This is a genomic window from Halalkalibacter urbisdiaboli (assembly GCF_002156385.1).
GTDB classification, from domain to species: Bacteria; Bacillota; Bacilli; order Bacillales; family Bacillaceae_D; genus Halalkalibacter_A; species Halalkalibacter_A urbisdiaboli.
The window spans coordinates 202,021-217,213 of sequence record NZ_MVJM01000003.1 but is presented as its reverse complement, the minus strand read 5'-3'; the positions used below and the strand labels follow the sequence as shown (position 1 = coordinate 217,213).

The following is a 15,193-nucleotide window of genomic DNA, read 5'->3' as shown; positions in this document are numbered from 1 at the left end:
CTGATTATTTTAAGACTAAAGCTCCTATGCCTGTGCGATGCTTTTTTTCATTTTTGAGAAATAAGGCATATGAATTTTATTCTTTTCAGCTGTTTTTGTTAGGTCATTGTATATTTTTTTCATTTCTTCCGTACCATCGTAATATTCAAAGATACGTCGTTGTGGTTTATCGACTTTTAACAAAATCCAGAAAGTAAAGGCCACTAGCCAAGAAGGAAGAGAGAATGGCTTAGCATTTGAAAGAGATTTGACATCGACTCCTCTAGATTTGCATACCTCGAAGGCATCTTGGGCACACAGAACTCCTTCGCGAATTTTCGAAATGCTACTCATAAATCCTAATGCATTCCCTGACTTCAGAATGGCGCTACCGAGTCCGGCATTAATAGCAAAATGTACCCATAGCCAATGAAGGATATTCTTCTGGATGTCTGTTTTAATCTTTGCCTGATTAAACATGTTCACCACTTTTTCTAAGCGTTGCGAATGGCTTCCATCTACCTCACCTAGATACACTTTATCCATTAATGCTCCGTTAAGTACGATATCATCATTTTTAACGAAGCCACCACCAGCGCCTGGAAAACCTAATAAATAGTTTTGACGCGGGATATATTTGTCAATGTTTTCAATCTCATCCCACGTGTGGTTAAAGAATAAAATATCTGCTTTGCCCATGTTTTCAGCAAGCAAAGGCAGTACACTTTCTAATTGATAGTGCCTAACACTAACAATGACTAAATCATATTGGTCTAAGTTCGGAAAGGAATCTATCACTTGAAGGTTGTAGGTCGAATTTATCTTTGCAGATTTATCTCTACCGTCTATTAGGTCAAGCTTAATTCCATTTGCCAAACTTTCAACTTTACTAGGACGAACATAATGAGTAACTTCATTTCCTGCCTTCTCCAACACATATCCATAAATTGTACCAATTACACCTGAGCCAAATATTAATACTTTCATCCTTTTCTCCTTTATGAATCATCTATGCCAGCTTATGTTTTACCTACATTCTTTGAATCTCTAGATTTACTCACTCTACACCTATTATGCTTCAATTGGATACCCTAGAAGTAATTAGAAGGTATTTTACGAAGCTAATTACTTCTAGGCTTAATTTAATGAATAGGCACTGCTTTAATTTGTAATAAAGTTGACTGCCTGTGAGTATTCTAGCATTTTTTCAATATGGTCCTTTTCAAGCTCTATCCATTGATAACCTAATTTTTCTAGGATGATGTTTGTTTTATCTGAGCGTGTAATAAAATTCGTATCGTTTAAATTCCCCATAATCGCAGCATGAACAAGTATATTCACGATATGTTCCTTTAATTCTGAATTTTGATAATTCGCAAATGCATAGGCGTTAAATTCAGCAAGTTTACTAATTTGAATATCAGGATAACCTGCTTCCTTAATGAAATGTCCCAGAGTATGACTACTAATCCGATTATGGTTATAGACATGGAAGGTTTCATTCATGATATTCTTACGATTAAATAAAAGAATAATCGCTTTACTTACATAATCGACAAATGAAAAATCTAAACCGTTAGCTTCAAGCGCTGGTACCATATTTAGTTTTATAAAAGATTTAACCATTGTGTAAAAAGCATTGCTCTCTATGTTTTCCTGGAATTTCATTGTTTTTGTGTTGTAATTCAGATTCCCCACTCTATAAATATTACAGTTAAGTCCATTCTTTCTTGCTTGCTCGATCAGCTTTTCTGCTTCAAGCTTACTTTTTACATATACATTTTCATCTCGTTGACCGACAAAATGGTCATACTCGGTATAGACGAAATGATCGACTTCATCAATTTTTCCATGTGCCACAAGTGGTGTCGACAAATGATGGACGTCCTTTTGTTGACCTGTAAAAGCAAATTCTAGCAGTCTTTCTGTTCCTATTACATTAATCTCATAGGACTCCTCATATTTTCCATAATGACTGACATTTGCAGCAGAGTTCATGACACAATCGATTACATCTGCAAGCTTATTATATACTTCGTGAGATAACCCGAGATTCCTTTGTGAAATGTCACCATTGTAAATAACGATTCGATCCTGATATGCTTCATACGTATTTGCTGTAAAATAAAATGCCATTTTCTGCTTCAGTCGATTTTCGGCCTCTGATAGTGTTCCACCTCTAATCAATAAATGAATCTTACTAGAGGTATTATCTAACAGATCCTTTAACAGGTGTGCTCCTAAATAGCCTGTTGCCCCAGCTAGTAAAATATGTTTATACTCGATCAATTCGTCTAAATCCATATCGCGATATTTTTCAATTTGTTGAACATACTTCTCCATCTTTTCTGTGACAGCAGGAACTTGTGATAAATCTGTATTCAATGTTTCATTGGCTAATTGCTCCATTTTTTCAAATTGCTGTAATAGATGGTCCTGTTTAAATGGTACATTTTCTGCTAGTTTGGCGATCGTGTCATGAATGAATATGTCATTTAAATGTGCATCAAAGTTCATCGCCATTCTAGAAATAACCTGAATCCCATCTAATGATGATGCTCCAAGAGAAAAGAAGGAATCATGTATGCTAATTTTCTCTATACCTAGAACCTCTTTCCAAATCTCTTCAATCCTTTTCTCCACTTCATTTCGTGGAGCAACATATTCATAATCGACTGCTTCTCTTTGGATCATGTCTTGTTTCGGTAATTTTACAAGTACATCAGCTGTGTAATGTTTAAGTGGTACGAAATAATGCAAATGTGTTAACTGTTCGTCATTTGTTGTATTTACTTCCCACGATCCGGTCATTGTTCCTGATACTAGACTAGTAGACCTCTTATCAGCAGATTGATAATCATCTACAGAAATCGTTCTCTCTTTCGTAACAGCAGGTGCTGCCTTTTCATAGTTTGCGTTAAAATAAGTATCAATCACTTCAATGGATTGAGGCAAACTCGCAACAGGCAAACGAAATAATTGATAAGAATCTGTCTCTTCAACCATATCCCAGTTTGTTCTGTTAATAAATTCTCTAAATGGTTTGTTTTTAGCTGTAGGATAGAAGCTTGCTTCAACAAATGAAAGGCCTCTTTCCTGACAATGCTTATTTAGACCTACTAATATCGAATCCTCGATACATCGACTTAATACTCTACAGCTTAACAAGAATGTATCAATGAACAATGTTTGATTTACCTCTTTTGTGATAACTACACCAACAAGACCATAGTCGCCAAACCGATCTGATACTTCAATCACCCAGCAATTCATTTCCGTCTGCTTTAGCAACTGTTCAATCTCTTCGACTGTTCTCCGTCTTGTACTCAAGTTAAACTGGTTTGTTCTTTGAGTTAATTGAGAAACCCTTGTGATTTGTGATATTTCTACCTTGTTCATGCTCATTTTCAACTCAAGACCTACTAAATAGTCGATGATTGACATCTTTTCTTCTTGGACTGCTTTTCTCTGTCTTTCAGCTACATACATCTCTGTACGCTTTTTATCCTCTTCTGTTACAACTAAGTTATCAAAAGCCCAAACATGGGACAGATAAGCAGGAATCTCGCTCACATTTTCAGGTAGATGTAAGCTCAATACGTCTGGACAGTTCGTCATAACTTCCAAACACTCCGTCAGACTGTCATCAACAAAGATGAAGCTGTTTAATCCTAAGTTTAGTTCTTCAGCAATTTCCTTTATGTTTTGTGATTTAGGTGACCAGTTAATTCTCCAATTCACAAAGTGTTCTTTTTTAAGAAGCATTTCTGAATTCTTTTCAAATACCTCCCAAACGTCCTCTTCATTGTTCTTACTGACGATGGCAAGTAACATGCCTTCTTCATATTTCTTTAACATAAATTTCTGAAGCTCTAAACACGGTTGTTCAATTCGGACGCCTACTGCCCCGTCCTCTCCACAAACACCTTGCCATAACGTATTATCACAATCTAGGATGATGACCTTAAATTGTTGATGTTTCCAGGCTTGAAGGTTTCGTATAACCATGGCTCCCATTGCCGCATAATATTCGTCACTAAATGGCACATGCCCCTCTGTATCTTTAACAGCATCAAATATTTGTTCAATGTTATATAACTTATTTAATGTACTGAAATCAATCGTATAGACGTTATCAGTTTCATTCAGTACCTTGATCCACGTATGATTCAATGTTTGAATAAAGTCGGAAACTTTCTTACTTAATCCTAAATGAGTTGCAACTGGAAATACGCCTACAAAATAAGGAACATGCTTAGATTTGTTCTTAAGTAGTGAGACAAATTCATTAAAGTTTCTAAAGAGCTCTTCACATAGATAATCATCATCTGTTGATTGTGACGCTCGAATCCAATCCTCAAATCTTACGAATAGTAGATTCATATCTTTATTAGTAGATAATAGGCTAGTTGAATCCAATAGTTCCATAAAAATCTGGTTATATGGAGCAAATGATATGTTTACATCCAGGTTAAATTGCTCGCCCCACCATTTGATATATGGCTCAATTGGTTCTGCTGTAAATGTTGCACTAATAGCTAAATTGATTGATTTTTTACTTTGATTTTCTTGATTGTCAATTTTCTTTGCAATCTCTGCCTTTTCTTCAACAGTTAATACTTGAATCTCTTCCAGCTTTCGTTCAAAATGTAAAATCATTTTCTCCAAAAGCTGCGTGAAATGGATACTAAACCTTTGCATCGTTTCTTCTTTATATAACTTTGTATTGTATTCTAATAAACAAAGTAGTTCATGAGAGACACTTCCAAATACATCTAATTTTAAATCTAGTTTTGACGTATTTGTTGGTAGAGAACGGACAGTAAATGGGATGCCTGTTACTTCTGGCAAGCGGTCCATACTATATTCATTGTGTAACACAAAGACTGTGTTAAATAATGGATTTTTACCTCGTTCTGTTTTTATCTCATTCTCTTCTATCATTCTTGTATATGGATACTCTTGATTTTCATAGGCACCCAGCAATACTTCATTACAAGACGTTAAAAATTCCTTCAACGTATGCTCTCGATTTACTTGGTTTCTAATTGGCAACAGATTGACAAAAGCACCTAGCATACTTTCGAGTTGATGATGATTTCTTCCATTAACAATCGTCCCGACAGTAATATCGCTTTGGCTACTATATTCATTCAGAAGGAGAGTATAAGTACCAAATAGCAATGTATTCGTCGTTATATTCATTTTCTTTGCAAAATTCATCAGTTTTTCAGTTGTTTCACTAGGGATATGAAACTCGATTGTACTTCCTTTAAAGCTATGTTCTGCTTCCCTTTCAAAGTCGATTGGAATTTGTAGTTCAATTGAATCTTTATTTAAAACACCTTTCCAATATTCACCTTGTTTTGTTAGATTTCCGGTCTGTAAATACTCTTCCTGCCACTCAACAAAGTCCTTGTATTGAACCTCAAGATTTGGAAGTGATTCGTTTTCATAAAGGCTGATTAATTCTTTAATAAATACGTCACAGGATTTCCCATCAGAAATAATATGGTGCATGTCAAAAAATAATACATGTCGTTTATTTGCTACATTCAGTAACGTCGCTCTTATAAGAGGAGCTACGCCAAGATTAAAAGGTTGAACAAGCTCTGTCAGCTTCTCATTTAATTTTTGTTCAGCTACTTCACATAACCCCATATCGAAGTCTGAATCATCAGAAATATGCTGAACAATTTCGCCATCTGCAAATAAAAACCTTGTTCTGAAAACCTCGTGTCTTTGAATTAATTCATCAAACACGAACTTTATCCGTTCTATATCAATCAATCCTTTAAATTCCAACACAATTGGCATATTTAATGCAATTCCAATATGTTTATATTGAGATTGTGCAAATACCTGTTTTTGCACAGTTGAAATTGGATAGTAATCCTTTTTTTCAACAGGGACTATCGAGCTGATCCGTCCTTCCTGATTACCTTCTGCTCTGTTTTCCTCTACTAAATGGGCTAATTCTTTAATGGAAGGATATCTTAGTAAACTAGTTACCTCAAAGTTTACTTTAAATACTTGATTGATTGAATTGATGATCCGAGTCGCAATAATTGAATCCCCACCCAATTCATAGAAATTATCATGAATTGACAATTCATCAAAGCCAAGTGTTTCTGCCCAAATTTCGGCTACCTTATACTCTGTTTCTGTATATTCTTCTCCATCTTTACTGAGTAGATTAAACTGAACATGTTGTTCTTTTTGTACTTCGGTTCCTTCAATGATGCTAATCTTTCTCTTTGAAGAATCGATCTCATACCAGCAGCGTCTCTTCTCGAAGGAATACGTAGGAACAGAGCGTTTATATATTCTTTCTTTACTATAAAACTCATTCCAATGAATGGTCGCACCTTCACAATATAGTTCACAAATCTCTTCCAATAGTGAAAAATCCTTTTCCGCTGAATCGAGATATTCTACTATTTTTTCATTTGCAGATTGAGTTAACTTCTTCTTCACTTTCTCTTCTAAGTGTTGTTTATGTTCCCCAACGTATATGTTCTTTTCTTTTGCACCTTTTAATTCATGGTCGATTAGACATTTAAGCTTTTCTTGCAATTCTGTGACATTTTCAATTAGTAAGGACACTCTATAGTTATAATGACCTCGACAAGTATTAGACGTGTAACAGAGACTTGCCATATTTTCGTCTTGTTCATTTAGACTAAATTGGTAATAATCATCAATCAAATTCGTTAGTGAGGCTTTACTCTTTGCTGAAAATGTTAAAACATGTTTATTTTTAGAAGTAACTTCCTTCTTGCTCTGTGTAACTGGAGCTTCTTCTAAAACCATGTGGCAGTTTGTTCCACTAAGACCAAAAGAGCTAACCCCACATCTTCGTGGAAAACCTTCATCTTCCCATTGTTTTAAAACATTATTTACGTAGACAGGAGTATTTTCAAATGGAATTAGCCTATTCGGATAATGGAAATGCAAGGTTGGTGGAATCTCTCTTTTTTTCAATGCTAAAGCTGCTTTAACTAAGCCTACAATCCCTGCACAATTGTCCAAATGCCCAATATTTGTTTTCACTGCGCCAATCCCGCAAAATTGCTTTTTATCGGTATACCTGCTGAAAGCACGTGTTATTCCATCTATTTCAATCGGGTCCCCTAATGCAGTTCCTGTACCATGCGCTTCAATATAAGCGATTGTTTCAGGGTCAATTCCTGCATTTTCCCATGCCGCAGCTATGACATTTTCTTGTGCTACTGCATTTGGAGCTGTAATCCCAATTGAACTTCCATCTTGGTTCATCGCACTTCCCTTTAAAACTGCATAAATTTGGTCGCGATCCCTTACAGCATGACTAAGTGGTTTCAGGATAATAGCTACTACGCCTTCTCCTCTTGCTGTTCCATCTGAGCTATCATCAAAAGTTTTAGCTCTTTCATCAGAAGCTTCAATACCTAGCTTTGTTCTCGAATTCAACGGAAACAGATTCGTTTTAACGCTTCCCGCGATGGCCATATTACATTCACCGTTACGAATGCTTTGACACGCTAAGTGAACAGCAACTAAGGATGATGAGCATGCTGTATCAACCGCCACACTCGGACCCTTTAAATCCAATATATATGAAATCCTACTCGCAATAATTGAATGTAAATTTCCTGGTAATGCCATCGGGATTAGCGATTCATCGTTTTCAGCAATGAATCGGGAATAATCATATAACGTATCCGTAAATGGTACTGTACTGTGTCCAATATATACCCCTGTCTTACTGCCTTTTATTCTGTCTCCACTGTGCCCAGAATCCTCAATTGCTTTCCACGCCGTCTCTAGAAATAACCTTTGATCAGGGTGCATTAGTTCAGCTTCCTTCGGAGAAAGCTGAAAAAATGAGTAATCGAACGAGTCAACGTCAGAAAGATATGCACCTTTTCCAAATTGGATTTTATCTTCATCCATGCCAATAAAATTCAAATAGGCAGCTGCATCCTTTTCTCTATTTTTCGGAAACTCGGTTATACAATCCTTTCCCTCTCTTAAGTTTTTCCAAAATTCATCTACATTTCGTGCACTTGGTAATTGAACAGCCATCCCAACAATTGCAATATCTCTTCCAGAAACTTCTTCGATCGTTTGATTTGAGTCTTGATTAAATAATTCACTTAATTTAACTGCATCTAGGTTCAACATTTCGGCACTCCCCCGTATCCTAAAGTATTAATTCTTCTTCGCTTACCCATTCAGATTCTTCTAAACCATGTAAAATAGAAAGAGCCCCTGTTTCTTCAACTATTCTTTTGAATAGTTCCTTTTGCTGCTCAATTGGTACTTTCTTCGTTCTGACAACAGATGAAAGCATGTCAAAAGCTAAGTATAATTGTTCATCAGTCGGTTTTACTTGTTCTTGGCGAAGTGCCTCATAGAGCTGATTTACCTTTTGATATGGTTCAATAACCCCTTGATGATAAGCGACAGAGTCCCAGTTACGATTCTTAATACAAACGGCTGTTGCCAAACATTTAGTCATGATTGCAAGTCTACCTTCCAAGTCAAAGTCTTGCAGCAACTCAGTCACATCAAGCTTATCTTCAACTAAATACGTTTTAACATTTCGATCATTATCCTTCAATAAATTGCTTAATACCGCTTTCGGTCCCAATTCTATATATTTCCCAACACCCTGCTGTTGAAGGTACATCATCGTTTCATTCCATCTAACGGGTTTTACCATTTGTTCTGTTAAAGAATCAATCATATTTAGATTATCTGTATATGGTAAACCACTTACATTTGAGATAACTTCCCACTTTGGTGAATCATAGAATACCCTATCTAGCTCATAGCGCAATTCATCTGCAGATGTCTGCATCATTGGACTATGAAAGGCAGCACTTACCTTTAACGGTATGAGTGTTCCTCCTAATTGTTCCAGTTGGTTTACCGCTTGTTCTACTGCCTTGCTATGACCTGCTATGACATTCTGCTTTAAGGAGTTATAGCAAGCGACCACAACTGGCATGTCTGTGGTAGATAGTATCTTACAGACTTTCTCAACTGCTTCGATTGAAAGTCCTCTTACTGCCACCATCTTACCTAATGCTTTTTCCGAGGCCTCTTGCATTAACAGGCCTCTTTTTCTTACGATTTTTAAGGAATCTGCAAAGCTTATCGCGCCGCTACATGTTAATGCAGCATATTCCCCAACACTGTGTCCTGCAGAGAACTGTGGTGTAACACCAATCTCCTCCATGTAGACTCTAAATGAAGCTACACTTGCTGTAAGAAGTGCTGGTTGCGTGATATCGGTTTTCGTTAGCTCCTCCATCTTTCCTTCAAAGCAGATTTTTTTTAAGTCAAAGCCTAATATGTCATTTGCCTCATCAAAGGTCTGAGCAGCTACTTGATAATCCTCACATAGCTTCTTACCCATTCCAATATATTGAGACCCTTGTCCTGGAAATAACAGCGCAACCTTTGTCATCGTAACACCTCTTTTGTATTTTCAATAAAATCATTAACCAACAACTCTATTAATTTCATATATCCATTTGCTAGATTTCTCACCTTATCTTTTTGCATCCTTTTACCGTTAAACTGGACAATAAAGCCTAATTTAGAGCTACTTTCAACAGTCGCAACGACCATGTCATATACATCCAATAGATACTCTTGTTCACGTAGGACATCTTCCGTACAGAACAATGGTAAAATTTCCTTATTCCTTTTATTCAGCTTAGCTTTATTGATTACATCGATAGAATACACATTTGCTTGGTTTCGTTCTTTCCTTGATTGGTTCACATGGTGTATCAAACTAGTAATATCCTTCGACACACTCATATTTACATTCAATGAATATGCATGGTTATCATTTGTCAGCATAGTCTGAACCGCAAGTTCTTGCTCCTCTGACAGGGTCGATAGTAAATAGAAATAAATGGTTAATAAAATATCAATCACTTCAACCTTTAGTATCAAACTCATTTCGATTACGTTCTTAACAAGGTGTTCGGTAAACTGAATCGTAAATAATGTATCCTCGCTGATAGAATTTTGTTCATTAAAGTAATCATGCGGCAGATTCACAAAAGGGAATTGAAACTCGGTTTGCTTATCCTGTCCCTTTTCAATAAACACTGAAAGTTCCGCAATTGTCGTATATGTGAAAAGGTCGGGTACTTCAACTTTTCCTTCATAGACACTTTCAATGACAGAATGCATTCTAACAAGTAATAGTGAGTTTCCACCTAAATCAAAGAAGTTATCATGGATCCCGATTGTTCTAATTCCAAGAATCTCCCGCCATATTTCGACGAGTTTCTTTTCAACTGCATTTGTTGCCTCAACATAGTCATTCTTAGATAAAACATGACTAGGCTCTGGCAGACTCTTCTTATCTACCTTTCCATTTAATGTGATCGCCATCTTTTCTAGTTCAACAAAAGCTGTAGGAATCATGAAGTCTGGTAAACTCTTTGCTAGCTCTGCCTTTAACTCTGTAATCGATAAACCGTCGTCACCAACGACATATGCACAAAGGAATTTGTTTCCACTTTCAGCTTCTTTTACTAGGACGACCGCTTCCTTAACATGTCGATGGTTAAGAATTTGTGCTTCAATTTCACCAATTTCAATTCGAAACCCTCTAATTTTCACTTGACTGTCAATACGGTCAATGAATTCAATATTTCCATCTGGAAGCCACCTTGCTAAATCTCCCGTACGATACATTACTTGATTTGGGAAAAATGGGTTTGGTACAAATTTCTCGGCTGTTAATTCTAGACGGTTCAAATACCCCTTCGCTACCCCTTCACCTGAAATACATAATTCCCCCGCTACTCCAATTGGCTGCAAATGATTATGTTTATTTAAAATATAGATTTGTGTATTGGAAATAGGCTTTCCGATCGGAATCGTTAAGGCATCCTCGTCAATGTTATTGACCACATAGTAGGTAGCAAATACCGTACTTTCAGCTGGGCCGTACATATGCATTAATTTATTTTCACCTAAAAAGTCCAAGGCCTTGCGCACATGTTTGATCGAGACTCTTTCACCACCAAAAAGAATCTTTTTCACATGTTCAAAGCAGTTTATATTAATATCCACGAGCGTGTTGAATAGAGCCGTCGTAATTAACAGCTTTGTAACCTTTTCTCCTTTAATAACGTTTGATAATTTTCTCATGTCTAAAATAGTTGTTTTATTAATCAGAACAAGCTCTGCACCATTTAATAGTGCACCATGGATGTCAAAGGTCGAGCCATCAAATGCATAATTAGATACCTGGAGGATGATATCTTCTGCTGTTACTTCTAAGTAATTCGTATTTTTAACTGTTCTACCTACATTGGAATGAGTAATCAAGTTCCCTTTTGGCTTTCCAGTTGAACCTGATGTATACATGACATGTGCAAGGTCAGAAGACTTATTTATTATGTTCAAATTGGAGGAATCCATCTCCGCTATCATTGGTTCAAGTTGGTCAAGGGTGATGATTTGAATCGATGTTTCCTTCAAAATCAATTCGAATTTTTTAGCTAAGCTCGTACTTGTAAGAACCCAAGATGTGCCTGAATCTGTTAAAATATCCTTTACTCTTGAATCGGGATATTCAGGATCAATCGGTAGATAAGCACCACCGGCCTTTAACGTACTTATAATCCCGATAATCATTTCCACAGAACGCTCTACAATCATTCCGACAATCTGATTAGGTTCTACCCCTTTCATTCTTAAATACCTTGCAAGCTGGTTAGACCTTTTGTTTAATTCACGATAAGTAACCTGATTTTCACAAAGCTTAACAGCGATATGCTCTGGTCTCAGTTGTACTTGTTCTTCAAATAATTCTTGTAATGTTCGTTCTTTAGGAAAATCCGTCTCTGACTCATTAAAGGTATGAAGTAACGTTTGGCTTTCCTCTTTCCCTACAATATCGATGTCCGAAACTAGAATATTAGGGAATTGAGTGACTGTTTTTAAAATATCGATAAAATGCTTTGAAAGCCTCTCAATCGTTTCCTTCTTAAACAGCTTAGTACTGTATTCAAATGTAAAGGACAGCTCTCCCTCTATCTCAACAGATTCGACTGTCAAATCAAATTTTGATGTTCGATTAGGAATTGGCATCTGCTCAATTATCAGATTTTCTACATTCAGTTCAGGCTTTTCCATGTTTTGTAGAACAAAAACTGTATCAAATAGTGGATTTCTGCTTAAATCTCTTTGAATCTCTAATTTGTTTAGCATATTTTCATATGGATAATTCTGATGCTCGAAAGCACCCAGTACATTCTCCTTAACAGATGCTAAAAACTCTGAAAATGACTTACTATCATCGATTGTATTTCTCAGAGCAAGAGTGTTCACAAACATCCCTATTACATGCTCTAATTTAGCATCTAATCTCGCGGCAATTGGTGAGCCAACGATTAAGTCATGCTGATTTGTATATTTTGAGAGCAAAATATTATAGGTTGCGAGCAAAGACATATAAAGTGTTGAAGAATGATTGAATGCCATTTGTTTAAGTTTTGTTGTCCATTCTTCATTTACCTTTATAACTACTCTATCGCCTTCTAAGTTCAGAATATTCCGTCTTAGAAAGTCAGTTGGTAGTTGTAAAATCGGCAGTTCTCCAGAATATAAGTTCATCCAGTAATTTTCTTCTTTTTGTAACCTTGGCGATTGCTCGAGTCTTTCTTGATATAGAGCATAATCTTTAAAGTGAATATCGACCTGAGGGAGCGTATTTCCTGAATAAAGATCAAAAAGCTCCTTCATAAAAATACGATGGGATGTTCCATCTACGATGATGTGATGGGCATCTAGCAGTAATACGTAGCCCCCCTTCGATAATGTTACGATACAGCCTCTAAATAAAGGTCCACGACTTAAATCAAATGGTTGTTTAAATTCATTGATGAACATCGCTAATTCCGATTCGTCCATAACTACTTTTTCTAGCTTAAAATCAACTGCTTCACTAATTTTTTGTACAAGCTCACCGTCATGCATCTCAAAGGTTGTTCTAAGCGATTCATGCCTCCTAATCACCACTTGCATCGATTGTTCTAGCTTTTGTAGCTCTAATAAGCCTTCAATTTTTAATGCAGCAGATTCGTTATATGTTACATCTTGAAGATTCATTTGCTGAATCACATATAACCTTTTTTGAGCTGATGTGGCAGGATAAAACGCTCTCTTATCTTCAATATGTTTAAGCTCAATTGTTTCTAAAAATATCTCTTCCTTATTTTGTTGTTCTATTATTAGCTGACTTACCTTACTTATTGAAGAATTTATAAATAATTGACTAATTGTCACTTCTATAGCAAAGCTATTTTCAATTGCGTTAATGAATTGCTGAGCTTTTAATGAATCACCGCCGAGCTCAAAGAAATCATCATGAATACCAACATCATTAACGCCAAGGATCTTAGAGCAAATATCCGCTAATTGACTTTCTATTTCATTTTTAGGATCAGCAGGATTTTTTACTGTTATCTCTAGGAAACGATTTACTTCTTCCCTTACGTTATCGAACTTTCCTTGCCGATACATTTCACCTAATTTATATCGTTCAATCTTTCCACTAGTAGTTTTTGGCATTTTTCTAATTGGAATAACGCTATGAATCTCGAGTCCCATTTTTTTTCTAATATAGTTTTTCAGCTTCTTAGCTATCAGCGCAAAATCTTCTACTTTTTTCTTAAATAAAACAAATAATAGAATGTCATCATTCTTCGTTTGTGGATTAGCGACACCACATGCAGCTATATAGCCTAATTCAATTTCCTGTAGGTCCTCGGACACTCTTTCAATATCATGAGGATAAAAATTCTGCCCGTTTACAAAGATGATGTCTTTCGCACGACCTGTAATGACGAGGCATCCATTTTTCATAAATCCTAAATCACCTGTATTTAGCCAACCCTCTTGAATGACCCGCTCAGATACTTCTTGATTGTTATAATAGCCCTTTGTGACATTTTCCCCTTTTATTTGGATATACCCAACTCGATAATCCTCTAGTAAGGCATTCTTATCATCACAAATTCTTACATGACATCCGTTAAGAGGGTATCCAACCTCAACAAAACTAACAGCATCCTCATTATCTGTTGTCGTTTCTCTCACTCTTTCTCCTAAGCTCACATAATTCCGATCAAGCTGGATTGTTGTAAAGGATTCTTCAATTGATGAAAAGGTAACAGCCAATGATGCTTCGGCTAACCCATAAACCGGAAGCATTACGTTTCTCTTAAGTCCATACGGCTCCATCCTTTTTAAGAATTGATGACACAATTCCGGTGAGATCGGTTCTGCACCATTTAAAAATAAGCGTACATGTGATAACTCCCAATCTTTTGCTAGTCGGTGTTTAAAATTTGTTAAAAAATATTTGTAACCAAAGTTCGGAGAGGAGGTTGTTGTTACTTGATGTTCATTTATTTTCTTCAACCATAAGGCAGGTCGTCTAATAAATATGGCAGTAGGCATGAGATATTGATGAATATTCAGAACAAGTGGTACCATATGTGTTCCGATAATTCCCATATCATGTGTTAAAGGCATCCAACTTAATACAGAGTCTGCCTTAGTGAACTTACCACCTTCAATAATTTGATAAATATTAGTTAGAAGGTTAGCGTGCGTTAGGGTAACCCCTTTAGGATCCCCTGTAGAGCCCGATGAAAATTGGACAAAAGCAATATCATTAGGACTTAAAGGGTATTCCTTTCCATGTTTCGTACTTTGGAAACACTCTTTAATCATAAGTGTACGAGCTGTGATTTCATCGATAATCGAATACTGTCTTGCTTCTGCAAAAGCTTTAAGGCTTTGCTCATTTTTTTCATTTGTAACGATAAATGGGTGATTAAGGGTCTGCCAAATTCGAAACAATTTTTCTTTATGCTCATCATTATGGCCTACTGAAATAGGAACGGGGATAATCCCACCGAGTAAGCATGCCCAAAAAATAGGGATGAATTTTTCACTTTCTTCGATTTGGAGTATTAACTCATTACCTCGGGTTATCCCCTTTTCCTGTAAATAATTTAAAATATAAAGTGCTTTCTCATAAAGCTCGTTATATGAACAAAAGTCTTCTTTATCATCTCCATTAATAAAACGAATTCCATTTTCACTTTGCTTTTCGGAGTGATATTTTAGTGCATCTGTTAATGTTTGAAACCATTGCTCGTATGGCATTTTCATCCTCCAATAG

At 36.2% G+C, this 15,193-nt stretch carries 4 protein-coding genes; all 4 read right to left on the bottom strand.

Features of this window, described 5'->3' with window-relative positions; translation table 11 throughout:
- Positions 1-24 precede the first annotated feature (24 nt).
- The 4 genes from B1R93_RS15380 to B1R93_RS15365 all read right to left on the bottom strand — a co-directional run bounded on the left by B1R93_RS15380 (position 25) and on the right by B1R93_RS15365 (position 15,177).
- Entirely contained in the window at positions 25-966 is a 942-nt protein-coding gene (locus B1R93_RS15380) for a ketopantoate reductase family protein (protein ID WP_088104853.1), read from the bottom strand.
- A 174-nt stretch (positions 967-1,140) separates the two neighbouring features.
- Positions 1,141-8,145, bottom strand: a complete 7,005-nt coding sequence (locus B1R93_RS15375; RefSeq protein WP_088104852.1) for an HAD-IIIC family phosphatase — start codon at positions 8,143-8,145, stop codon at positions 1,141-1,143.
- Between the two features lie 19 nt (positions 8,146-8,164).
- Positions 8,165-9,436 (bottom strand): ACP S-malonyltransferase, encoded by a 1,272-nt coding sequence (fabD, locus tag B1R93_RS15370; RefSeq protein WP_088104851.1) that lies wholly within the window; start codon positions 9,434-9,436, stop codon positions 8,165-8,167.
- A complete protein-coding gene (locus tag B1R93_RS15365; protein ID WP_165763842.1) occupies positions 9,433-15,177 on the bottom strand; it encodes a non-ribosomal peptide synthetase in 5,745 nt (1,914 codons plus the stop codon). Before B1R93_RS15365 ends, fabD begins: the two co-directional genes overlap by 4 nt.
- Between the last annotated feature and the right edge of the window lie 16 nt (positions 15,178-15,193).